Raw genomic sequence first — 25,915 nt, forward strand, 5'->3', positions numbered from 1 at the left:
AGCTATTGATTATTTAAATGTAGTACTTAAACCATCGATTAACTCGGCACTTTTATTTACTTCAATACCACAGTTATTCACCTGTTCAGCTAAGGCAGCATTACTTTGCGAAATATCGTCTATGGTATGCACGCTTTGATTAATTTGATTCGCAACAACACTTTGTTCTTCTGTTGCGGTAGCTATTTGAGCTGTCATATCACTCACTAGGTTTACATTAGTAATAACATTCTCCATTGCTGCCGTTATTTTTACCGTATCTTGTGAGCATTCCTCAGCGTTGGCTTTACTTGTCAACATTACCTGACTCCATTGTTGTAAGGTTGTTTGTAATGCTTGCACCGAGGTTTGAATTTGTACGGTAGCACCTTGGGTTCTACTTGCTAGGGTTCGAACTTCATCGGCGACCACGGCAAAACCACGACCTTGCTCTCCCGCTCTCGCCGCTTCTATAGCCGCATTTAAAGCCAGTAGATTGGTTTGATCGGCAATGCCTTGTATTTCAGCCATGATGGTTGAAATTTTATCGACATCTTTTACTAAATCAAGAGCACTCTCAGCAACAACGCCAACCTCATTTGCTAAGTTAACGATCTTAGTTTGAGTGACTTGCGTAATTTCAATATTCTGCAGACATTCTTCTTGAATATTGACCATTTTGTCATGGGTGTTTGTGGTATTTAAGCTAACTTCATCTATGGTTGCACTCATTTCTGTGATGGCCGTGGCAAGTTGTACTAGATGTGAGTTTTCTTCATGTATACCTGCAAGCATATGACTAGCAGCTTGTTCAAGTTCCGCAGCAACTTTTACTAAGTTTTGTCCTGAATCTCTACTACGTCCTAAAATAGTGCCTATTCTTGCTTTATATAATTCTTGCGGGTAATTAAATATACTGGTTAAGCCTTTGCCTGAAAATATAAGTCGAGATGGGCTATCAAGTTCTGTTTTGGTCCTAGCCGCAAGCTTTGGAAAAACCAATAGCTCCTCGGTAAAAATGATAAAAATTAGCCCTATAGTGGTCAATAAAATAGCCGTAGACATTATCGGCGCTGAATACTGCCAATTTGCTAGACAAGCAAGCAGGATGACAGTTGCAGCAATGATACGTTTTAAAGCCGTGTTGGCATTAAAGTCTCGGTCAGATTTGCCATTATTTAACCCGTCATATAATTGCTGAGCTTTTTGCTTTTGACTCTGCGATGGGCTAGTTCTTACTGACTGATAGCCGACAACTTTATTATTTTCATAGAGTGGGGTTACATAAGCATCAACCCAATAAAACCCGCCGTTTTTAGTACGATTTTTAACCATTCCTCGCCAAGAATCCCCCTGCTTTAGTTTTTGCCATAAATCGGAAAATGCTGCCTTGGGCATATCCCTGTGACGGACAATATTATGATGTTGGCCCACTAACTCAGCCGAGGTGTAGCCGGCAATATGACAAAATGCCTCATTGGCATAGGTGATCCTGCCCTCAAGGTCGGTAATAGAGACTAGTTGCTCTGAGTCAGGAAAGGTTGTTTCATTGGCTGAAGTATTATGCATTAATATATATCCATAAAAGTGAATCGGTAAAGTAACTTGAAAGCTTGCATGACATTAGTCAGTCAATTTAAGATAATCAAATTTAGATAGTTGGAAACTCCGCATTAGGCGCCTTTATTTGATATAGATCAACATTTAACGTACTAATATGTAATTTGAATCAATGCCTTTCGTGCAAAGTTGTGATGTTGGAAGTTGTTTGTAGATATAACACAAAAGGTGTTAGTTCCATTGGTGTTGCTGAGTAGATAATTGAGTTACTCTAAGCCAGTAATTTAATCCATGCATTAAAAAGCCCAGCGTGGTGCCGGGCTACTGAACTGTCGAACTTACTTTGTACTAACAACAACCCCTTGGGAGCTGGCTTTAGCCGTTTCACTAGTATTAGATAAACCTAAATAAGCTGGTTGGCGACTATCAAGAGTAAAGAATGGTGGCTTTGAGCTATTGGTAAAAGCGCTGTGCCATTCGATCACTGCAAAATCATCAATAGCTAACTGGGCTGTACTGCCATCGACAAGTTCAGCTTCAACCATAATGCGATAACTTTTATAACCAATTCTTGGTGAATTAAAGTCAACCTCGACACTTTGCCATTTATCTGTTCCTTCTAGGTCGACGGTTTTTATTAAGTTTTTAGGACTGTTTTTAAAAGCATCAAATAATTTTTGTCTGCTTTTTCTACCTTGCCAATAATAGTGTAATTTAACGGTATTTTTGCTTTGATAATTTACTTTAATGGTCATAGGTCTACTGGCAGAATATACCCGCCAAAAGCTCTTCACACCAAAGGTGGTAGTTTGTTGGTCATTCAGTGCTAAAGACATACTGGTATTACCGCTAGCACCATAATTATTTAAACTCATGATACTTCGGTCAAAAAACAAACCACGTTCAGGGCTATTAAAGGTTGAGTAGCTTTCAAAGTCACTACCATTGATTAAGTTTTTCCCTAGACGATACTTTACTTGCTTGTTTAGTAAAGATATTTCACTTATTTGTTGGTGCCAAGGTAAATGATACAAACTCGCTATGTTACTGCCCTGAGCGAAAGTTAACTTATGCTGTACTTCAGTCTTTTTTACAGACTTGTGTGCTGACTTGTTATTAGCGGCTTTAGTGTTCACAGCCTTAACTGTTACTGAGGCAGTTATTGGCGTGATTACACCATGACCACCGGATTGACGAATATGAGTATTTCGTACCCTAGAAAGCTCTGTTAATCGCTTCATCACCGTATAACGATTGACGCCTGTGGCTGGGGTTGGTTTATAGCCTTTAACATATAAAGGTACTATTTCCGCACGATGGAATTTTCCTTCATCTAACCAAACATACAAGATAAAACTGTGTTGGGTAGCAGTAAAGTTTTGATCAAAAATGAAATTACCCATCGAGTAAGCAATTAACTTATTGTCATATAATTCTAAGCCCTGAGTAACATGAGGGTGATGTGCAATGGCAAGCGCGGCGCCATTAACTAGTGCTGATTTTAATCGTTGCTCGGTAACGCCGGTTGGACTGTTGGCGTATTCTTGGCTGCCATGATATTGCACTATGGTGATTCTATCTTTAGCGACTTCTTTTTGTACTGAGTTAACAATGTTAGCCATTGAACCATAAGCAGCGCCGCCATGTTGATGATTAGCGGTTTGTGTTGGCTCAGAGCGTCCTTCCCAGCCAACATAACCCAGCATAGAAAATTCAGTATTATTAATGGTATCGCGATGTGCTTTTAACGCTTGTTCTTCATTCATTCCAGCACCAGAAAAACCTAATTGGCTTTGCTGCAGGAATGCTAAGGTTGACTGCATTCCAGGCTCTAAATAATCATAGGTATGGTTATTTCCCAAACTGACATAATCAACGCCAGCCCACGCTAAAGCGTCAAGAATTTCAGGTCGAGAATAAAAGGTAACTGACTTAGGCGCACGTTCACCGGGTTTTTTATCGGCGATTTGTGTTTCTAAATTTACCGCTGCGTAATCAGCGATACTCATATAGGGTTTAATATTTTCTACCACAGCTTTGCTATCTTTTAACCGTGTTTCTGGGTGAATTAAAATAGAGTCACCAAAGTAAGGTTTATAATAACGTCGGTCCATCATCACATCACCACCAAAAGCTAGCATTACACGCTTAGCTTTTTTGGCAACTAGGGTCATATCGGCAATAACACCATGATTCTTTTTAGTTTGCAGTGAAAACAACTCGTAATGACTGAAAGTTTGAATGTTTTTATAATAGTATTTTTTTACAAAGCTGAGTTGGTAAATAGCTTGTTCAGTGCTTGAACGTTCAACAGGTAGTACAAAGCGGCCCTGTTTATTACTCGTTACCGTTTTATTGTTTAGGGTGATTATTACATCACTGAGCGGATTTTGTGATTCATCAAGCAAACGACCAGTTATATTAACTGTTTGATTTGCATTAACATTTGCCTGAAAAGCAAAAGCGGCTAAGATAATTATTATTGTTATAAATTGTCGCATAGTTATTCCAAGTTTTTTACTAAATAAAGGGGCCAATTAAGCAATGACTTATCGAGTATTGCCGAATATTAACGAGTATAAACAATCAAATGCCATCAAATACAAATAGATGTATTCTTATCTATTGGCTATGTATAACCTGAGGGTATGGTTTGAATGCAGAAACTGAGTAACTAAACATTTTGGCTCAATTACTCAGCTGATATAAATAAACAGTTAAGTCGCTACTCAGCAGATACTCGGTAATGCTCAGCTGCTATTAGGCAATATCAGCAACTACATCAGTAAATAAGCGGGTAAATACATTAAGACCTTCATGCACTAGATCATCACTGATGGTTAATGCTGGTAAGAAACGAATAACATTACCATAAAATCCACAGGCTAATAGTACCAAGCCATACTTAGCGGCATTGGCAATAATGGCTTGGGTTAGCTCGGTATTTGGCTGTTCAACATCACCATCACAAATAAGCTCTATGGCAATCATAGCGCCCTTGTTTCTGACATCTAGAATCAGATTGGGGAATTTATTTTGTAATTGTGACAACTGCTCGTTAAATAATGCACCAATTTGATTAGAGCGCTCTATCAAATTTTCTTCTTCAATAATTTCAAGTACCGCCAAAGCTGCTACACAGGCAATAGGAGAGCCGCCATAAGTGCCGCCTAAACCACCCGGTAAAGGTGCATCCATAATGTTAGCTTTCCCGACAACAGCTGCAATTGGGAAACCACCAGCAATGCCTTTCGCCATAGTAATCAAATCTGGCTCTACGTTAGCATATTCAAAGTTAAACATTTTACCGGTACGGGCAAAACCGGTTTGAATTTCATCGGCAATTAAAACTATACCGTGCTTATCACAAAGTTGGCGTAACGCTTGTAAAAACTCACTTGGCGCTTGATAGAAACCACCTTCGCCTTGGATAGGTTCAACAATAATGGCGGCAACATCCGTTGGCGCTATATCGACTTTAAAGAGGTTTTCTATCGCTTTAATGGATTGTGCAACGGTAATGCCGTGACAAGCAATAGGGAAAGGTGCGTGGAAGATATCACCAGGAAAAGGCCCAAATAAGTTTTTATAAGGGGTGATTTTACCCGTTAACGCCATGGTTAAATTGGTTCGACCATGAAAACCACCGTTAAATGCAATAACACCACGACGCCCGGTATGAGCGCGCGCTATTTTAACGCAGTTTTCCACGGCTTCGGCGCCAGTAGAAACAAAAATTGCTTTTTTCTCTGAATCACCTGGCGCAATAGCCACTAATTTTTCCGCTAGTTCAACCGCTACTTCATAAGGGTTAACCATTACACAAGTATGACTAAATTTATCCAGTTGTGCTTTTACCGCAGCAACAACTTTTGGGTGACTATGGCCGGTATTACACACGGCAATGCCAGTACCAAAATCAATATAACGTTTACCTTCAACATCCCAAATCTCTGAGTTTTGTGCACGCTCCACATACACTGGGTACATATTGCCTTGTCCGCGGGCAATTACCTGTGTCTTTCTTTTTTGTAATTCTAAATTTGTCATTTTATTTACCTAGTTCAATTTTTCTCTCAATCAATCAATGGGCCAGTGTCATTAACATCATCACTTAATGGCGCTGGTTTTTGTAATTTTTACTCAATTCTTAGTTACTTATCTAGGCCGCCCATACATAAATATTTGATTTCTAGATAATCATCTAAACCATACTTTGAGCCTTCACGGCCATTACCTGATTGTTTGACGCCACCAAACGGTGCTGCGGCATTGGAAATAAGACCTTCGTTTATACCAACCATACCGAACTCCAATCCTTCCGCTACTCGCCAAATTCGGCCAATATCTCGAGAATAAAAATATGCGGCCAAGCCATATTCTGTATCGTTTGCCATAGCAATAACTTCTGCTTCAGTGTCAAAGGCAATAATCGGTGATACCGGGCCAAATATTTCATTGGCCGCAATAGGCATATCATTAGTCACATTTGTTAAAATAGTAGCTTGGTAGAAATTATCTCCCGCGGGATCTTTTTTACCACCGCAGATTAATGTCGCGCCAGCGGCAATTGACTTGCTCACTAAGCTGTCAACATCACTCACCGCTTGCGCCGAAATCATCGGGCCTATAGTTACACCCTCAACTAAACCATCACCTAGGATTAATTCACTGACCGCTTGGGCGAATTTTTCAGTAAATTGTTCAAGTACAGCTTGTTGTACAAAAATACGGTTGGTACAGACACAAGTTTGTCCGGCATTGCGATATTTAGACGCCATAGCGCCCTGCACTGCGGCATCAATATCGGCGTCATCAAAAACAATAAAAGGTGCATTACCACCTAATTCCATTGATACTTTTTTAACTGACGTAGCACATTGGCTCAGTAATGTTTTGCCCACTGGCGTTGAGCCGGTAAAGGTGAATTTTGAGATGTCAGGATGTTGAGTTAACACTTCACCCATGCCGCGAGCATCTTCACCCACAACAACATTAAACACACCTGCAGGAATACCTGCTCTTTCAGCAAGTTCAGCCATGGCAAGCGCAGAAAGAGGTGTTTGTTTTGCTGGCCGTACAACAAAAGTACAACCTGCAGCTAATGCCGCCGCCGCTTTACGGGCAATCATGGCATTAGGAAAATTCCATGGAGTAATAGAGGCAACAACGCCAACTGGCTGTTTAATCACTATAATGCGTTTGTCGTTTGATGGCCCAGGGATAATATCGCCATAAACACGTTTACCTTCTTCAGCAAACCACTCAATAAAAGAGGCTCCGTAAGCAACTTCGCCCTTAGCTTCAGCTAAAGGTTTTCCTTGCTCCAAGGTTAGAATTCGGCCTAAATCGTCTTGATTTTCCATCATCAGATCAAACCAGTTACGTAATAAAGTAGCTCTTTGGTTAGCCGATTTTGCCGACCACATAGCTAAGGCATCTTTAGCGGCTTTAACTGCCAGCTTAGTTTCAACCACGCCAGCATTGCTGACCTTGATAATCTCTGCGCCATTCACTGGATTGGTGACGGAAAATTCAGTAGCACTGCTATGCCAACTACCGTTTATATAAGAAAAGTTTTTCAATAATTGTTTATCTGCTAGGCCGTACATAACGAGATCCTTAATAATTATCTGTGGTTTGAGTATATGCCCCTATTGAAACCCATAACAAACTCAGGTTAAATATAAAACATTAAACCTATTGTTTGGACTAGACCAAACTTATAAAGAATATTACTTATGAAAAACACCTCAATTATTCCCAAGCCAGTAACTGAGTATGACCTAAGGTTACTGAGAATTTTCAGCTCTGTGGTTGAATACGGTGGTTTTTCTGCTGCAGAGCTAGCACTAGGTATTACCCGTTCAACCATCAGTGTGCATATGTCTAACTTAGAGACACGGATGAAGCTAACTTTATGTCGTCGTGGCCGAGGTGGCTTTTCCCTAACCGAAGATGGGCAAGCGGTTTACCGGGCAATAATCGAGTTATTTGACTCACTCAATGACTTTTCTTTACTGGTGGGCTCCTTAGGTAAAGAGCTTAGTGGTGAGTTAGTGATCTTGTGCGCCGATCAACTAGACTCATTCAAACAACAAAAATTAGCGCAAGTTATTCAACAACTACACGATGACTCACCTAACTTACATATTGTCTTAGACGGTGACTCAATTTCCACTATTGAAAAGCAATTATTAAAAGATAAAGCCCATATTGGCCTATTTCCAAGTTACCAACAGATAGAGGGGTTAAGTTACACCGCTCTGTCAAACGAGCCTATTTTTCTATGTTGCGCCAAAGACCACCCTTTCTTTAGTCAAGTTGATAGCTCAATTTCGGAGCAAGATTTAGCAGAAGTCGCTGCCATTCATCCCGGTATCGATATAGATAACGATGGTAAAGAGCAATTAATGAAACTTAATTTATCGGCTAAGTCATACCAATTTGATACCCGTAAAACCATGATCTTATCAGGCCGTTACCTTGGCTATATGCCGCAAAGCTATATTCAAGAAGAATTAAACCAAGGTCAGATCCGTATTATTAAACCCAGTAGTCATACCTATCAATTTAATTTATCCTTGGTGACAAAAAGCTCACCCCGTGAAGTAAGTAAGGTCAATTTATTGAGCAATATTTTCAAGCAAGTATTTAAAATAAGCTAAGTTAATATAAGTTAGCTCAATAAGAGTTAGCTATCTAAATACTCAGCAAAAGCCATTTATTAGGCTAGAAATACCGTGTCCATCAGCCTATAACCTTGCGCTATGGATGAACAAAACTTAAGTCATTTCATTTTTAAACATAAAATTACATTATGGCTATCCAAGGTGATAAATAACGTTTTAACAAGGTGATGATTATGGCTAGTACAGACGCTGCTCAAGGGAAAGTAACAAAGTGCAATAATAGCTCCGCAGGTGACTGTCCGGGGAATATAGAGAAAAACTCAGTTGCTAGTTCTGATAATGACTCTGTTACTAACGCTATTACAAATAACATAAATAATAACGATGCAATAGAGAGTACTGCTAGCCCTGAAACTTCGCCTTTAATAAGATACTTTGATTTCGACGAATCAAATTATAGCTATGTATTAGGTTATAACTAATGCTGGTACTTAGTGTTTATACCGAGTGTTGACCCTGACAGTTATTTTTTACAATAGCGATAGTGCTGGTTACCATAAGGATGCCACTAATTAGTTTTAAGCCACTTATTAAGCGTATCAGATAATATGTCCATATCTATTGGCTTAGTTAAGTAGTCACTCATACCCGCAGCAAAACACTTAGCATCATCCCCGACCATAGCATTAGCGGTCATGGCAATAATTGGAATGTCTTTATACTGATGACCCGCTTCGCCGGAACGAATTCCTCTGGTTGCTTGATAACCATCCATAATGGGCATTTGGCAATCCATTAACACCAAAGTAAAGGGCTTATCTGGGCAAGCGTTAGCTAATGTATCTAAGGCTTCTTGGCCATTCTTCGCCACGGTAACATTGAGGCCAATCTCGTTAAGCATGTGAGTTGCGACTACAGTATTAATACGATTATCGTCTACCAACAAGACCTTGATCTTGCTGGAGAAATTTTGACACGGCACATCAATTTCATCGATTGCAATATTACTTTCACTTGAGTTACTATTTTCATCTAATTCACGTTTGTCTAACTCACTATTTTCATGAGAAAATGAAGCCAAATATTGATGGGTGATTATTGGTTGAGATAAGTCGATATCACTGGCAGGAGACTTTATTATCGCTAACGCATCTAAAATATCTGAGCCGGTAACGGGTTTTGAGAAGTAGGCATTAAAGCCTAGATCGGTAAAATACTTTGTATCACCTTGTGTCGACATCGACGTCATCATGACCATAGGCAGTGCATTAAAACGCTTATCCTGTCTTATTTTCCGCGCAAAGGTGGCACCATCCATATCTGGCATCTGCATATCAACAAAAATCACATCAAAGAGGTCGCTTTTATTGTCAAAATAGCTCTCCAGTTTTAAAAACGCGGCAGCAGCACTGTCCGCTTCTTCGACACAGCAGCCCCAATGTTCCAATTGTCCCCGTAATACTTCCCTATTTGTGGCATTATCATCAATGACTAATAACGATAACTTGCTGACATCTATATGAGGAACTACCTGTTTCGACTGACTACTTTTTAATAAGGTAATGTTAAAGCTAAAACAACTGCCCTTGTTCAATATACTGGTGACCGAGATTGAACCTTGCATCAATTCGCATAATTGTTTAGAAATGGATAAGCCAAGTCCTGTACCGCCATATTTTCGTGTAGTGGATGAATCAACTTGGGTAAATAATTGAAATAAGTTTTTAATGGATTTTTTCGGAATGCCTATGCCGCTATCCTCCACTGAGCAATTAAAAATCAAATCTAAATTGTCATCTTCTACCAACTCAGCCCTAACTATAATCTCACCAGTTTCGGTAAATTTTATCGCGTTTGAAACCAAGTTTGAGATGACTTGTCTAATGCGAACGGGATCGCCTTTAACCATTGAATGTTCAATGCGAGTAATATCAAGAATGAACTCTAAGCCTTTAATTTCAGCCTGTAAGGCAACCGATTCGGCAAATTCAATTAACAAACTGCGCAAATCAAAATGCAATACTTCTAAATCTAGTTTACCCGCGTCCACTTTAGAAAAATCCAATATATCATTCAGCAAAGCTAATAATGACTTAGCGCTTGAACGCGCTATTTTTGCCTTATACATTTGATTTTCATCGAGATTTGATTTGATCAATAAATCTAGCATGCCTAAAACACCATTCATCGGCGTACGAATTTCATGACTCATACTCGCTAAAAATTCGGCTTTTGCCTGAGTTGAAGCTTCTGCTTCAACTTTGGCTAGCAAAAGCTTGATAAACATTTTGTTGATGATGTTAGACACCACAGCTAACGTAGATAAAAATAGTGTGCTGGCAATCAATATAACCGTCATCATTGAGTGTGAAGTATTAGCTTCGGTGTGGCTGATATGGTCAATCGCCAAAAAATACGATGCTTGCATACCCATGTAATGCATACCGGTAATGGCGGCACCAACTAAAGCAGCTGAACGTAGCAATTGATAATTTTGTTCTCTTTCAGCATCTACATTAAACTTCCCGGCATAAAGCGCAATAATGGCTAACACCACAGCGACAACAATAGAAAGTAGGAAAAACCAGGGTTGGTACACTAGAGTGAAATTGCCATACATTGCCTCCATGCCCATATAATGCATGATACCAATGCCAGCGCCTAAGATAATACCAGCCCCGATAAGGTGCCAAGTAGTGTAATTGTCCCGTTCAATAAATAATAGCGCGATATAACTGGCCACAATAGCGGGCAGAACAGACAGCGCTGTTAGCCCAAGATGATGATGAACGGCTACAGGTAATGATAGCGCTAGCATACCGACAAAGTGCATCGACCATATCGCGCTGCCCATGGCTAAAGAGCCACCAACATGCCACAAGCGCTTAGCGGTAACAGATTCAGCATAACGCATTGAGGGAATGGTAGATAAACCCGCATAAGCACCTATCCAAGCAACAATATAAGAAGCAAAAACAACGAAGTAATTGTAGTCAGTAGTTAATGCTAGAAAAATCGCGGTATTATTATCTAAGAATTCTAAGCCAAACATATTTGATATTCTCAACATTGTAAGACAAGGGGAAGAAAGGAAACTAAATGCACCAGTAATCAGCATAGATGCATTTAGCCATTAAGCTATTGATAAATTTACTTTGGTATTGATTTAGTCTTTTTGGGTATAGCTTTAGTTTTTTGTCATGGCCATTTATATAAATAAGGCATCGAGTGCTGACTCGGGGAAAGGTTACTTGATGATGTCAGCATGTTGGAGAAAAGTATTCCAATAAACAAAAGTGGCGCTTAATTTATTAATAACAGCAGAAAAGCCGATTGAATTTTTCTTGATGGGTATCATGATGTCAATAATGGATGGGGTGGGAGCGAATATGACGTTCGTTTTTTGAAAAACGAACGTCAATAACAGCAATATTAACGAGTGAGCTTACTGAATAAACTCTCCGGCTAAGGTATTGTTGAATTTCTCATTTTCAATAACCAAAATACCGTTAACAATCACCTGCTCTACGCCGACAGAGTATTTATTCCACTGACTAAAAGTTGCCTTAGGGGCAAAGTCTTGTTGATCAAAAACAATGACATCGGCCTTGTAGCCCACCTTTAACATGCCACGTTCGGTTAAACCGAGTATCTTGGCAGTTTGTGACGAGCTTCTATTAATAAAGTCAGCGATAGTGAGTAATTTTTTCTCAACCACATAAGTCTGGTACTTTCTAGGAAAACTCGCGTACTTTCTCGGATGACCATTAGTCCCATCAGATGAAGTAACCACCCAAGGTTGTACCATAAAACGTTCAACGTCTTTTGGTGACATATTAAAAGACGCGACTCTTACATCTCCTTCCAGTATTAATGTTATGGCAGTATCAATTACAGATAGATTTTTCAATTCTGCTATTTGTAATAGATTTAAACCCACTAAGTCTGTATCAGTGAACTCAGTAATATACAGTGAGTCTGGACCACCTCTTCTACGGATATTCTCAGTAACTTCTTTAGCGAGTTGTTCAGCTAAATCAGCTTGTTTTAAACGTTGATGAAAATCCTCTGTAGAATCGGCCATTACCCATTGTGGCATCACCGCACTACGCAGTTTGGTTCCTGATGCTAACCATGGGTATTGATCGGCTGATATTGAGGTGCCATTATTCTGAGCTTGTTCAATTTTAGCAATTGCTTGCTCACTTTGTCCCCAAACATCAACGCCAAGCGCTTTGATGTGGGCTAAATGTAAGTGGATATCAGCTTTATCAGCAATATTAATAGCTTCATCAAGTGCGGCGGTAAACCCTATATTAAAGGTACTTTCATCACGTAAATGGGTGTCATAAATGCCGCCATAGTGACTGGCTATTTTCGCTAAGTTGATCACTTCGTCAGTATTGGCATAACTACCCGGCACATAATATAAGCCGGTTGATAAACCAATAGCGCCGGCTTGCATTGCTTTGGTTAATAATGCCGACATTTCACTGAGCTCTGCTGGCGTTGAATAACGCTCAGCACGACCCATAACTTGTTCTCTTAAACTGCCATGACCGACTAATAACGCGGTATTTGTGCCTATGCCATTAGTAGTTAGCTTTTCAGACATTGCGGTAATATCTACCGGTCCGCCGCCATCATTACCATTAATAACGGTAGTAACACCTTGGGTTAAGTAATTTAAGTTATGGTTTTTATCTTTACTTAACAGCTCAGACAAAGAATGAGTATGTGGGTCAATAAAACCAGGGCTAACAATTTTACCTGTGGCATCAATTGTTTTGGTCGCTTTTATAGTATGATCACCACTCGGATATAAACCACAAATAATTTTCTGGCAAATAGCGACATCGAGATGTTGAGCTTGATTACTTTCACCGGTGTAAACCGTGCCGTTAGTAATTAACAGATCAACTTTACTTGCCAACTTCCCCGGTAACTCACTTGGCGTTTTACTTAACACTTCACCTTGAACGGCACTTTCGTCAGAGCAAGCCGCTAATAACGCTAAACTTACTGCCATGGCGATTGTTTTTTTATTAAGTGACTTTTTAGCATTCACTTTCATAGCAAGAAATTTTACATCAAATATACTCATAATAGGTCCTATTGTTTATCGTGATCAACGTTTGATAACATATTAATCATCAGTATGTTAGCTGACTTAAAAGCAATGCGCTTTATCTTGGTGCGATCGGTATTGTCACCCATTTCATAGGTAATAGCATGAACACCAAATTTATCAGAGAAGTACTGTTTTGAAACACCCAAGTCAGGGTTATTACCGGGTCTCAGCACGACGTCAAAATTAGGCATTTGACGGTCAAGCTCAGCTAACCAATTCCTGACAAAATATGCTTTTTCAACACCGTAATCAACGGGCATGGTGTAAAAAATATCACTTTTGGTTGAGTGGAAATCTACCGCAAAACGTATTTTCTGCCCCTGGCTAACCAATTCCTGCAAATAATCGTTTATCAGGCTAGTTTCAACTTGGCTGAAATCTACCCAGTCGCGGTTTAAATCTAAGCCATTAGCATTACTTCGCCAATTGCCTGCCTCTACACCATCAGGGTTAATGTTGGGAATAACTAAAACGTTATACTTTCTTAGAAAATAATTACTGAGTTCGCTGCTTGATAAAAGTGTTTCGACAAACGGGAAAAGGGCTAGTGCGCCGGTAACTTCAGGTGGATGTTGACGGCCTAAAATAACCACCCACTCATTAGCATTTTTATTTCGACTCTCTATTTTATAAATAGGACGCCCTTGTGTTGATTGTCCTAAAATGCTGTGAGTAAAAGTATTTTGCTCGGTTAATTGTTTGGCCCAATCTACATAGTATTCATTATTAATGATTTCTTGCGCGGCGATAGTGATAGGCTTAGTTGTTGCTGTTATCTTCATGATTAAGCGCTTGCCCCGAATCTTGTAGTCTTGCAGCTGCCAGGTTTTCCCATCACGGCTAATTTTCGGTGGATAACGGTGTTCATCACCACGAACTCTCATGGTAATTTTAATGTCAGTATTTTGCTCAGCCTGTACTTTAAAGGCGTACCAAGGGCTTGAGTTTATCGGGGTGTTTTCAGGGACTAGAATGATTTCAAATTCATTTTCAGCCACGCGTTTACATTCATCCATGCGACCTGCAGCAAATTTGGCGGTTAATGTTACCGGACCGACATCACAAGATTGATTGACAATGTTTTCACGGTTAACTTGCTTGCTGACTATTGCAAGGAGTGTCTTATCAGCAGATTGTACCGATTTTTCTGCTGATTGCTCTTTAGTTGTTGCAACCGCAGGGCTTTCTTTTTCAATAACATGAGCAGATGAACATGCAAACAAGAATAAAGGTAATAACAACGGAGAAGTTTTCAATAATTTAATCATAATTTTCAAACTATTAGTTGGTTAAAATGAATATGGCTCGGCTAACACTTGTTAACCGAGCCATAACGTCTATCGCTTACGTATATCTGATTGAGGTTTTATACCAAAAGGTATTACCTCAAAGGTATGACCTAAAAAGTTTTGCTCAAGTTCATGTATAAGTAACGACCACGGTTTGAATGATAATCACCTGAGTAACCATGCCAGTAATTATCTGCTACTGGTGGCTCTTCATCACCGATATTTCGAACACCTATTCTGATATAAGATCCATCTAACATAGTATCATTTGAAACCTTGTATGAACCATATACATCAACAGTAGTAAAACTATCTATAGGTAAAAATACTTTTTCATCGTCAACTGTCGCGTTTGTACTAGTATCAACAAACTCACTAACATAATTTAAGCTAACACCAGCGCCCCAACCGTTGAATCTCCAGTTAAGTGAACTTTTAGCTCGCCATTCAGGATTGCCATCTTGTTTGATTAGGTCACCTACACCGGCAACTTCTACGTCTTCAAGGTTTGGATATTTAACTAAATCTTTTTGCGCTTCAAGTACGGTAGCAGAAAGACTATCAACTGATGTTTCATATTTAGTTAAATAGGCGGCATTTACGTTAAATTCAAAGTCACCAAATGACGTTTCAAAGTCATACACCACACCGAAATCAAGACCAGACAACTCTTGGCTTGAGGCATTGATATATCGATTATTTACTTGGCTAGCGACTAAATCTTCATCACGAATCACGTTAGGATTACCAGCACCACCATCTACACGTAAAACATAATCGTGTGCTAAAACGGTTTCATAAGGTGCAAGAAAAACCAAATTTTCTTGCTCTATATTCCAATAATCTACAGTAAATGTTAAATTTTCAAGTGGCTCAAATATAAGTCCAAGAGAGGTGTTAACACTGTCTTCTGGTACTAGATTAGAGTTACCTTGACGATTATCAATTACAGCATAAGTGTCATCTAATACCGGATCATACTTAGAGCTACGACGTGGCATGCTTGCTTCTTCAGAACTTTGTTGTAGGCCAGGTACTTTAAAACCACCCGCATACGATGCTCTCATGCTAAGCCAATTTGTCGGTTTGTAAAATAATGCGACTTTAGGTTTTAATGCATCACCACCGTCAGAAAAATTTTCATAACGTGCAGCAAGTTGCACTTCAGCATATTGATCACCACTGTCGATTAATGGCAAGATAAGCTCAGCAAAAACGGAAGTAACACTACGGCTAGCGCTAGCGTCCGTTGTTGCACTACTGCCATATAATGAACTTTCATTAACCACACCTTTATAGTCGGTAAAAGGCAAACTACCATCTACATACTTAGAACGGTCACTGGTATAATCTTCATAGCGGTATTCAACACCTAGCGCAAGGCCAGCATCGCCAGCAGGCATTTCGAAAATCTCGCTATTAGAAGCCTTGAAATCGATTGACGCTAAACTCGTGGTTGAATCAGTGTGAGCTTTAATTAGAAACTGGTCAGTAATTGATGTCGACACTAATGATCTAGTTCCAATCGTATTTGGATTGTTAATATCACCACCACCAAAGACATTGTAGGCGGTACTTTCATCGGTACTGTTCACTGCTTTTTCAAAAGCATTTATATCAATACGTGTACTGGCATCATTCGTTTCAGCTGCACTATAAAATGCTGCACTTTCCCAATCCCATTCGCCCATGTAACCTTTAAAACCGGCTAATACTCGGTAACTGGTATCATCAACGGTAACAGTTCTTGGTCCAATATCAGTAGGTCGATATTTTCGTAAAGTAACTTTTTCGTCAAAAGGGTTATAAAAGGCATCTGCCGCTATATTAAATCGATGTTTACTACCGTTGTGATTTTGCTCTGACTGATTGGTAAGTTCCGCTTGGTAATAAATACCTTCTGCAAAAAATTCGACATCATCATTAACTTGATGGGTGAAATGTGTGTAAAAATTAATTCTTTGTGCATCTGAAGATAATGGACGTGTAGTACCACGATCAAATTTCACATCACCACCTGGTTTAGAGCCAGCTGAACCGGAAACACTTTCTCCAACAACACAAACACCATCTAAACCAAGCGCAGCAGAAGCTCCACCTGCACCACCGGCATCACAATCGCCCATACTTTCTGGTTGAAGATGAAATGTTCCGTAAGAAGAACTACTAAACTCACCCCAAGGGGTATCGCTGCTGCGGTTATCTAATTGACTATCACCAACAAATTCTTCCGGTAAACCAGGGTATTGACGTCTATCATGACTTGCTGAATAAGGACGTTCAGTTGCCATCATGCCATTTCGGTTGTAAATAGTAACCGAGCCAACTAAATTTGAACGGCCTTCGTTAAGTTCTAAACCACCTAAGTAGCTAAAGGTTGTTTCATTTAGCGGCGTGCCTTGTGATTCACCGTATCTAAGACTTACCTTACTACCAACATACTCACTATCAAGTGCATAGTTAACCACTCCCGCAATAGCGTCAGAGCCATAAATTGCAGCAGCGCCATCACGTAAAACCTCTAATGAACGCAAGCCTGAAACAGGTAAAGTATTTGAGTTAACCGTATTGACCGGAACTTTATTAGCGCCTGACTTAGATTGAGTACCTGGATGATTAACCATGCGGCGGCCATTAAGCAATACCAACGTATTACCCGCGCCTAAACCTCGAAGGTTAAATGAGCCTACATCTCCACGTGCATCATTGACATTAGAAGAACCAGTTGTTTCACCAAAGTTAACTGAGCCCATTTGTGGGATAGAGCGAAGTAATTCATCACCGGATACTGCCGCGGAATTTTCAATGTCAGATGCCGACATTACGGTTATGGGTAAAGTACTCACATCCGCAGCACGTTTAATATTTGAACCGACAACAGAAATCCTTTCGATTTCTTCCTCTTTAACTTCTGCTTTTTCTGCAGCAAAGGCAACTTGAGAACTTAGTGCTGTTAGCACGCATAAACTCAAATGTGACAGTTTAGACTTAAATATTGATTTATCTCTCATGACATCCACCGTTGTAATTTAGCTTGTTTTATAATTGTCAGGTTATTAGCTACCCGATCATTTAGTTACGTTTTATTCACCTTAACCATGAACTTAAATTACAAAGTTAACAATTAACGCTTTATTGCTGCCCTATAACCTTGGGTTATAGCCTGACTTTATCTCGACGTGATCCTAGGTTTGGTTCTCGGCGTAACAAGGCCTGCTTTAGCCTAAAATAGCATCAACAAAATAAATTTATAGGGGATTTAATAAACAGAGGATGCGTATTTAAACGCTATTGAACTTAACTATTAAAAAGTACTAAGAACACCATAGCAGACTAGGCAATATCTATCACTGCTTAAACAAGCAAGTGATAGATAATAGTTGAAAAATTCCAAATTAAGCGGTCAGTTAAGCGCTCACTTAAGTAAGTAAAGTCCTTAATTGACGGTTAGCAAAATAGAGTTTATCTATGTGCACTTTACCGCTGTTCTTTAAATCATCAAGCACGCTGTTTATTCTATTTAACGCTGAGCACTTGTCTTTTGACCACAGCTCAATAGCGATATCAGTCGGCATATCTTGGTTACTGTTAATTACATTAACCACCAGCTTTTCGCGGATTTCGAGTAAATCAAGCAATAAACTAAAGCGCGCTAACCTCGACCAATGATCTTTCGTCGGCACTCGCTCTGTTTGCTCTATTAACCAGGCAAGGCCAAGCAAGTTACTCATTTGACTGTAACAAGGCAAAATTTCAGTCACCGTTAACTTGAGCTCAAACGCAGTTTTGACAATGTCGCAGAAAACCACGCTAGAAACTTTTAACTGATGGATTTTATCAACCAAAGCTTGCGCTTCACCCTCGCTCTCCAGTTGATAGAGTGATTCATCAACCGGTGAGAATGGTAGGCTAATGTCGTCACCATTAAGCTGCTGTAAGGTATGTAACCCAGGTGAAAAGCGCTGTACTATGCTAGCGATACTCTCATCTGCATTGGCGTGGTTAATAAACCAAATAGCCATCAGACGATAAAAACGCTGCACTTCTATCATCATCTTAATTTGTATCTGTGCTGAAACAGACCCTTGTAGCGCTTCTATTTGACGCCAAATATCATCTAGAGAAAACACTTCTTTGGCAATAATAAACGCTTTGACAATTTCGGCGATCGTTGCGCCTGTCTGCTCTCTTACCGCATGTATACCGCCACGGTTGAAAATTTCATTGGCGACACTGGTGGCAATAATTTGTTTGGCCAAGGGGTGATTAATAATCTCCCCTTGGTATTCCTTAGCCAAGATGGCAGGAAACGCCAATAATAGGTACTTTTCGAAGTAGCTATCGGTTATTAATTGCTGTTCTTTTAATAAGGCATCGTGGACATCCATTTTTGAATAAGCCATCAACACAGCTAATTCTGGACGAGTGAGCCCTTGTTGAGCAACAATACGCGCTTGCAACTCTTCATCATCGGGTAAGTACTCTAATTCACGGTTTAAACCGATGCTATTCACCAAGTATTGGCTTAACCGGGTAAAACTATCAAAATGAGATTGGCTATTCGCTTCATCAATGCTTAACGCTTGCGCTTGATAATAATTATTGCGCAATACCATAGCGCCAACTTCGTCGGTCATCGATGCTAATAAGACATCACGCTGTGCTTTAGTCATACTTTTTTTATCAACTAAGCCATTGAGTAATATTTTAATATTTACTTCAGCGTCTGAACAATTAACGCCAGCGGAGTTATCAACCGCATCGGTATTAATTTTACCGCCGCCTTTAGCAAACTCTATTCGGGCCAGTTGACTACAACCTAAATTACCGCCTTCGCCAATGACTTTACAGCGTAATTCATTGCCATTAATACGTAACAAGTCATTAGCCTTGTCCCCTACTTCGGTATTAATTTCACTGCTGGCTTTAACATAAGTACCTATACCGCCAAACCAGAGTAAATCAGCCTGACAGAGTAAAACATGACGAATCAAGTCATTTGGGGACAGTCGTTCAACCTTACTATCTATATTAAGTAACTGTTTAATTTGTGCTGTTAAGGCAATGTGTTTAACTGAGCGACTGAAAACACCACCTCCGGCAGAAATTAAGGCTTTGTTATAATTTTGCCATGAAGAGCGATCGAGCTGATAAAGTCTACTGCGCTCTCCATAACTCAAGGCGCTATCCGGTGTTGGGTCGATAAATATATCTCGGTGGTCAAAAGCCGCTACTAGATTTATCGCTTTTGAAGACAACATGCCATTACCAAAGACATCGCCAGACATATCACCTATACCAATAACACTGATTTCATCTTGTTGTACATCAATATCCATCTCGTTAAAATGTCGCTGCACTGACACCCAAGCACCTTTGGCGGTAATACCCATTTTTTTATGGTCATAGCCAACACTGCCACCCGAGGCAAATGCATCCCCTAGCCAAAAGCCATAATCGTTAGCGAGTGCATTTGCAATATCGGAAAAGGTTGCCGTGCCTTTATCTGCAGCGACAACTAAATAACTATCATCACCATCAAAACAAACCACATCTTTCGGCTTAACTATGCCGTTAGCGGTATTATTGTCGGTTAGGTCTAATAACGCTGAGATAAACACCTTATAACAGCTAATACCTTCGTTAAGCACACTTTCGCGTGAGCCGTTAACGGGCAGTTGCTTAGGGACAAAGCCGCCTTTAGCGCCTTGTGGCACAATGACAACATTTTTAACCTGTTGGGCTTTAACTAAGCCTAAAATTTCAGTTCTAAAGTCTTCTTGTCTATCAGACCAACGTAAACCACCACGAGAAACAGGACCAAACCTTAAATGCACCCCTTCAACTTGCGGCGAGTAAACAAATGTTTCAACATAAGGTCTAGGCTGCGGCGCATCATCAATTTCACCACTGCGAATTTTAAAGCTACAGTAATGCTTATGCTCTCCCATTGGGGAAACTTGATAGAAATTGGTTCTTATGGTTGCCGAAATGGCAGCGATAAAGTTACGAAGAATTCTGTCGTGGTCCATTTTTGTCACTATGCTGAGGCTTTCTAATAACTCAGCTTTGATAACCTCAGTCATGGCATTACGTTGATCAATTGAATCATCAGTTAAGGCAAAGCGTGCTTCGAATAAGTGAATTAGACCATGGACAATCTCAGGGTATTGAAGCAACGCTTGTTGGAAGTACTCTTCTGAATAACCTAAACCTAATTGACGTAGGTATTTACCGTAGGCGCGAATAATAACAATTTGCCTGATACTAAGATCTGCACTAAGTAATAACTTGTTATAGCCATCACTTTCAATACTACCGTCCCACACTTGCGCCAATGCGTACTCAAGATTAACTTTTAATGCATCAATATCGGTATCTTCATTAGCATACTCAAGGGTATAACTATAAACTTTGCTACGAGTACTGATACTAGTATTATTATTTGAACAGCTGACATGAAAGCTAAATTCATCGACAGGTCTGAAACCAAACTGCTCTAAAATAGGAATAGAATCACTTAAAGCAATGCTTTGCTCTAAAGTATATATATTTAAGGTAAGCTCACTTTTACTTTGTGCTGAGCGGTAAACTTGAAACTGATAGACATTGTCAGTAGTTAAACACTCAATGTTCTTTATTGCCCTGATGGCTTGTTTAGCAGAAAAGTGCTCTCTATAGGTTTTTGAAAAAGCATTGCTATATTTCTTAACTAACAAGTTTGCTTGTTGGCCCTGCCATAATTGCGAGATCAGCGTAGTTAAATTCTCATTCCAACTTTGTGTTTTAGACTCAATACTTGCTATCAAGGTGCTGATATTGACTTCATGTTTAAGGCAATCACCTTTTTTAACAATAAAATGCCATTGCGCCAGGTAGTTATCATTAAGCATTGAACGACGAGATAAGATTTCACCTTGATAAGCCCTGGCTAACTCACTTTCAATTTCATCGCGTAAATCGGTACAAAATGCGTCTTTAGAAACAAATACCAGTACTGACACTTGTTCATTTAAATCATTATCCCTAATAAAAACGCCTGATTTACTTCTTACATTAAGGTTATGAATGCTCTTCGCTAAAACAAGCAGTTGCGCAACGCTACTTTCATATAACTCTCTTTTGGGTAACACCGCGAGAATATGGGTGAAATTACGATAGTCGTGACTATCTACTTTCAAGCACAGCTGTTGTAAAACTTGCGCTAACTTAGCCTGTAAAAAAGGGATTTTATTGGGTTGTAAATTATTAGCAACTTGCGTGAATAATCCCGAGAACTGATGAACAGCAATTAAATCACCCTGCTGAGAAAATTCCTTAACACTGACTAAATCAAGGTAATCATGGCGATGAATAGTTGATTTCACTAATGACTTACTGACCATCAATGGCTTGCTGTCTGCAATAAATCGGCTAAATTCTACCGATGAAAGTGTTAAAGCCTCAGTCTTAATCGCGACATCATCATGAAAGGTGCCCAAACAGTCTCTGGCTGGTTCCGCGTTACCTTTTTCATTTGTTTTTATAGTATTATAACCCATAAAAACAAAGTGTTGCTGGCAAAGCCAAGCTAGGAATGTTTCAGGTTCATTATCAACTAAATCAGCTGGCTTATGGCTAATATCTTTAGTTTTGACCATCATTAACGGCCAATCTTGCGTTACTCTAGCGATATCAGCCAATAATTGTTGGGTAGTTTCAACGAGTTCGCCAACCACTATTGGCTCTAGTTGATTAGCGAGCTCTATGTATAAAATGGACTCGTCTTGAACAGCATCTACTGCTTTACTGGTACCTTTGAAAATATGAGATCGATTAACAACCGGATGTAAAAACACATTGATTTTATAACCCTGTGCTTTTAATAACGCCGAAATAGAATCAACAATAAAGGCTTTGTCATCGGTAATAATATGAATGACTGAGCCTGCAACCAACACACCTTGTTGTTGTTGTCTATTCTCGATGACAACTTTATTTTCATTGCTGTTACGATCAGCAAAGGATTGCCATAATGTTAAAGCGGTTTGATAACGCTGTGAGGTTGATAGCATTTGTAAATCAACACTGAGTAAGCTGTTAAAAATTTGCTGAGAAAAACGTTCAAAAGCAGTTATATCTGCCTCAAGGTAGCTTTCATTAATATAACGACATAATTCTAAATCAGTAGCGACAGTCACGATAAATTGCCTTAATTGGTATTATAAGAGTCCTTCCCTTCAGGGAGAAAGATGCTATAGCCAGTTGATTTATCCACTGGCTATAAACAAAAGCCTAGCCAGTGGCTGATTTCCAGGCAAATTCATTTTGTTGACCAAGGTATAACCAAACGTTGTAGTTACTTCGCGTGATTTTCTTATAAGCGCTTTCAACTAGAGCACATAACCCTAAGTTATTACCTAGCAAAGATTAACTAATACCCATTTTCATATTGTTACATTATCTTAAAGGTATCGAAGAAGAATCATCTGTTATTGCAACAGTGTCATGTTTCCTTAATTCAATAAGATACCAATATGAACAGAAAACAAAACATAATAAAAAAAGCTATCAACGAACACGCTATCGATAATGATTTAACCGCTATTGGTGTCATGGATTTAGACGGTTTGAAAAAAACGGTTGCTGATGCTTATGCCGCTTTCCCCGCTAATTTCTTCCACACCTTTGCGGTAAAAGCTAATGCCTTAGTCAAGGTATTAAAGCCTTTACGGGAATATGGTATGGGCGCTGAAGTTGCCAGCCCTGGGGAATTATTAATTGCCCTTACCGCAGGTTTTTCTGCACAGAACATTATCTTTGATTCTCCTGCAAAAACACTACAGGACTTACGCACCTGTATAAAAAGTGGCATAGCCCTTAACATTGATAACTTACAAGAGCTTGCTCGCATTGATGCACTAATGCTTGAATATCCTGACAGTAAATCTGTCATTGGCTTTCGTGTTAACCCACAAATTGGCGCCGGTAAAATAGGCTCAACAAGTACAGCAACAGCAACGTCAAAATTTGGTTATGCCCTACTGGATAATGATAACCGTAATACCCTTATTAATATTTATAAGGCACGCCCTTGGTTAACAAGTATTCATACTCACACGGGCTCACAAGGCTGCGAACTCACTTTAATGGCTCATGGTATTAACGTGATTACTGAGCTGGCCGAAGAAATAAACGCTGTTAATGGTAGTCAGCAAATAACACGTATTGATATTGGTGGAGGCTTACCGGTTAATTTCAGCTCGGAAGTGGTAAAACCAAGCTTTAAAGATTACGCAGACTTATTAAAAGCCGAAGTACCCTTATTGTTTACCGGTAAGTACCAGGTTAAAACCGAATTTGGCCGTGCCATTGTTGCGAAAAATGGCGTTATTATTACACGTGTGGAATACACCAAAAATTCTGGCGGCCGTCATATTGCTACTACCCATGCCGGAGCACAAATCCTCACCCGTACGGCATTCTTACCTAAATCATGGCCAATTAGAGTCACAGGTTATACCGTTGAAGGCATAGAAAAAACCCCACAAAACTCAGAAGTTGTCACCACAGATGTTGCAGGACCTTGTTGTTTTGCCGGTGATCTAATCTGCAGTAATCAACAGTTACCCAAGTTAAAGCTCAATGACTATGTCATGGTGCACGATACCGGCGGCTATTACTTTAGTAATCACTTTGATTACAACAGCCTGCCTCGTGTAGCTGTCTACACCATTAGCGGTGCAGATAACGATTTATCAATGACATGCATTCGCGCAGCAGAATCTCTTGAAGATGTTTTAAACAAAATGTAAAGCTTTTCAACTTAGCTAACAACACATAGCCAGTAGCAAACCTCATACTAAAACAGCCTAAATCAAAGCACTTTTTAATACACAGTTAATGAGTGCCCTTTGAATAGCGCCACATAACAATAAAGTGAGTTTAATCATGGACATCAATGTCGGTATCTTAGAAACATTAGTGGTTGCATTAATTATTCTATTTTCAGGTTATTATTGTAATAGCAAAGTAGCCCTCTTACGCAACAATAACATTCCAGAGCCCGTTGTTGGCGGTATACTCTTTTCAATATTAGCCGCCATAGCACATAGCTTTTTTGATATTCACTTTAATTTTGAAATGGGATTTAAAAACCCGTTAATGACGGTGTTTTTTACCACGGTTGGCCTTGGCGCAAGTTACTCGTTATTAGTCAAAGGTGGCCCAAAGGTTATCTTGTTCTTAGGGGTGGCAACCTTATATCTACTGGTCCAAAACGCGGTTGGTGTTTCATTAGCCATAGGTGCTGGCATGGACCCATTAATGGGTTTAATTGGCGGCTCAGTCACTCTTTCTGGCGGTCATGGTAATGGCGCTACTTATGCCGATTTATTTATTAGTGAATACAATATGCCTTCCACTGTATTTGAACTGGCTATGGCGGCTGCTACCTTAGGTTTAGTTTTAGGTGGTTTGGTTGGTGGTCCGGTAAGTAAACGATTGATTAAACGCTATAATCTAAAAGCTGATAGTTATCATGAAGAGCTTGATGATACGATAACCTTCAACCCGGAAGATCACGATTTAGTAACCCCGAAAAAAATGATGGAAACCCTCTTTATTATTTTATTATGCATGACGGTTGGCCACGTGGTGTACTTAGAGTTAAAAAGTAATGATGTCATTTTACCCGCTTTTTTGATGCCACTATTATTTGGTGTATTAGCGACAAATTTAACTGAACTATCTAAACGTTACACCATCAGCAGAGCTTGTATTGATTTATGGGGCACCATGGCCTTATCTATCTTTTTAGCTTTAGCGCTAATGTCTTTAAAAGTATGGGAGTTAGCAAACTTAGCCCTGCCTATGATCCTCATTATTTTAGTGCAAACCATTATGTTGATGATGTTTGCTTATTTCATCACTTTTAGGATCATGGGAAAAAATTATAATGCTGCCATTATTGCTGGCGGTCACTGTGGTTTTGGTTTGGGGGCTACGCCTACGGCGGTCGCTAATATGGAATCTCTGGTTGCTCGACATGGTCCATCCCCACAAGCATTCTTAGTAGTACCTTTAGTGGGCGCATTCTTTATAGATATTACCAATGCCCTGGTTATTCAACTGTATTTAAGCCTGCCTTTTGTTACACCTTAACTTGTACCTAACTTGTACCTAAGTTACATCTTAAGTTACGCTTTAGTATTGTTTGCAGTGCTCATCTTAAAAGATAAAATTGTATACATGTCGGCTGTATCAAGTTAACTTGACCCTATTAACTAAGTTATAACCTAAGGTTATAGCTTAGAACTAAGAATATCTATCAGCTTGTTTTACTG

The 25,915-nt window shown here is 39.5% G+C and carries 13 protein-coding genes; 4 read left to right on the forward strand and 9 right to left on the reverse strand.

Annotated elements, in window-relative coordinates; all coding sequences use genetic code 11:
• Positions 1-9: 9 nt before the first annotated feature.
• From HRT55_RS16270 to HRT55_RS16285, 4 genes are all read right to left on the reverse strand, one after another.
• The gene (locus tag HRT55_RS16270) at positions 10-1,548 is read right to left on the reverse strand and encodes a PAS domain-containing methyl-accepting chemotaxis protein (protein ID WP_291622941.1); all 1,539 of its coding nucleotides are present in this window, start codon (positions 1,546-1,548) and stop codon (positions 10-12) included.
• Positions 1,549-1,877: 329 nt separating this feature from the next.
• Positions 1,878-4,040 (reverse strand): CapA family protein, encoded by a 2,163-nt coding sequence (locus tag HRT55_RS16275; protein ID WP_291622942.1) that lies wholly within the window; start codon positions 4,038-4,040, stop codon positions 1,878-1,880.
• A 259-nt stretch (positions 4,041-4,299) separates the two neighbouring features.
• Positions 4,300-5,589 (reverse strand): 4-aminobutyrate--2-oxoglutarate transaminase, encoded by a 1,290-nt coding sequence (gabT, locus tag HRT55_RS16280; protein WP_291622943.1) that lies wholly within the window; start codon positions 5,587-5,589, stop codon positions 4,300-4,302.
• A gap of 104 nt (positions 5,590-5,693) precedes the next feature.
• Complete coding sequence (locus HRT55_RS16285) at positions 5,694-7,151, reverse strand: NAD-dependent succinate-semialdehyde dehydrogenase (RefSeq protein WP_291622944.1); 1,458 nt, start codon at positions 7,149-7,151, stop codon at positions 5,694-5,696.
• A gap of 129 nt (positions 7,152-7,280) precedes the next feature.
• Here HRT55_RS16285 and HRT55_RS16290 point away from each other — a divergent pair, with 129 nt between their 5' ends.
• Positions 7,281-8,207 (forward strand): LysR family transcriptional regulator, encoded by a 927-nt coding sequence (locus HRT55_RS16290; protein WP_291622945.1) that lies wholly within the window; start codon positions 7,281-7,283, stop codon positions 8,205-8,207.
• A 197-nt stretch (positions 8,208-8,404) separates the two neighbouring features.
• Positions 8,405-8,653, forward strand: a complete 249-nt coding sequence (locus HRT55_RS16295; protein ID WP_291622946.1) for a hypothetical protein — start codon at positions 8,405-8,407, stop codon at positions 8,651-8,653.
• Between the two features lie 86 nt (positions 8,654-8,739).
• Here HRT55_RS16295 and HRT55_RS16300 read toward each other — a convergent pair whose 3' ends face one another.
• From HRT55_RS16300 to HRT55_RS16320, 5 genes are all read right to left on the reverse strand, one after another.
• Entirely contained in the window at positions 8,740-11,223 is a 2,484-nt protein-coding gene (locus tag HRT55_RS16300; protein ID WP_291622947.1) for a response regulator, read from the reverse strand.
• A 393-nt stretch (positions 11,224-11,616) separates the two neighbouring features.
• Complete coding sequence (locus HRT55_RS16305; protein WP_291622948.1) at positions 11,617-13,275, reverse strand: amidohydrolase family protein; 1,659 nt, start codon at positions 13,273-13,275, stop codon at positions 11,617-11,619.
• 8 nt (positions 13,276-13,283) lie between these two features.
• Positions 13,284-14,570: a M14 family metallopeptidase gene (locus tag HRT55_RS16310; protein ID WP_291622949.1), complete on the reverse strand. Its 1,287-nt coding sequence runs from the start codon at positions 14,568-14,570 to the stop codon at positions 13,284-13,286.
• A 131-nt stretch (positions 14,571-14,701) separates the two neighbouring features.
• Entirely contained in the window at positions 14,702-17,602 is a 2,901-nt protein-coding gene (locus tag HRT55_RS16315) for a TonB-dependent receptor (protein WP_291622950.1), read from the reverse strand.
• Positions 17,603-18,010: 408 nt separating this feature from the next.
• Positions 18,011-22,771 carry an NAD-glutamate dehydrogenase gene (locus tag HRT55_RS16320; protein ID WP_291622951.1) on the reverse strand — a complete coding sequence of 1,587 codons (4,761 nt, stop codon included), beginning with the start codon at positions 22,769-22,771 and terminating at the stop codon, positions 18,011-18,013.
• A gap of 336 nt (positions 22,772-23,107) precedes the next feature.
• Between HRT55_RS16320 and HRT55_RS16325 the strand changes: the two genes are divergently transcribed.
• Both HRT55_RS16325 and gltS read left to right on the forward strand, forming a co-directional pair.
• Positions 23,108-24,385, forward strand: coding sequence for a diaminopimelate decarboxylase (locus HRT55_RS16325; RefSeq protein ID WP_291622952.1), 1,278 nt, complete (start codon positions 23,108-23,110; stop codon positions 24,383-24,385).
• 136 nt (positions 24,386-24,521) lie between these two features.
• A complete protein-coding gene (gene gltS, locus HRT55_RS16330; RefSeq protein ID WP_291622953.1) occupies positions 24,522-25,733 on the forward strand; it encodes a sodium/glutamate symporter in 1,212 nt (403 codons plus the stop codon).
• Positions 25,734-25,915 lie beyond the last annotated feature (182 nt).

The organism is Colwellia sp. (assembly GCF_013214175.1).
Taxonomy (GTDB): domain Bacteria; phylum Pseudomonadota; class Gammaproteobacteria; order Enterobacterales; family Alteromonadaceae; genus Colwellia.

Excerpts from the sequence above, each read along its gene's own strand:
- HRT55_RS16270 (WP_291622941.1), bottom strand. The coding sequence starts at position 1,548 with ATGCATAATACTTCAGCCAATGAAACAACCTTTCCTGACTCAGAGCAA.
- HRT55_RS16275 (WP_291622942.1), bottom strand. The coding sequence starts at position 4,040 with ATGCGACAATTTATAACAATAATAATTATCTTAGCCGCTTTTGCTTTT.
- gabT (WP_291622943.1), bottom strand. The coding sequence starts at position 5,589 with ATGACAAATTTAGAATTACAAAAAAGAAAGACACAGGTAATTGCCCGC.
- HRT55_RS16285 (WP_291622944.1), bottom strand. The coding sequence starts at position 7,151 with ATGTACGGCCTAGCAGATAAACAATTATTGAAAAACTTTTCTTATATA.
- HRT55_RS16290 (WP_291622945.1), top strand. The coding sequence starts at position 7,281 with ATGAAAAACACCTCAATTATTCCCAAGCCAGTAACTGAGTATGACCTA.
- HRT55_RS16295 (WP_291622946.1), top strand. The coding sequence starts at position 8,405 with ATGGCTAGTACAGACGCTGCTCAAGGGAAAGTAACAAAGTGCAATAAT.
- HRT55_RS16300 (WP_291622947.1), bottom strand. The coding sequence starts at position 11,223 with ATGTTTGGCTTAGAATTCTTAGATAATAATACCGCGATTTTTCTAGCA.
- HRT55_RS16305 (WP_291622948.1), bottom strand. The coding sequence starts at position 13,275 with ATGAGTATATTTGATGTAAAATTTCTTGCTATGAAAGTGAATGCTAAA.
- HRT55_RS16310 (WP_291622949.1), bottom strand. The coding sequence starts at position 14,570 with ATGATTAAATTATTGAAAACTTCTCCGTTGTTATTACCTTTATTCTTG.
- HRT55_RS16315 (WP_291622950.1), bottom strand. The coding sequence starts at position 17,602 with ATGAGAGATAAATCAATATTTAAGTCTAAACTGTCACATTTGAGTTTA.
- HRT55_RS16325 (WP_291622952.1), top strand. The coding sequence starts at position 23,108 with ATGAACAGAAAACAAAACATAATAAAAAAAGCTATCAACGAACACGCT.
- gltS (WP_291622953.1), top strand. The coding sequence starts at position 24,522 with ATGGACATCAATGTCGGTATCTTAGAAACATTAGTGGTTGCATTAATT.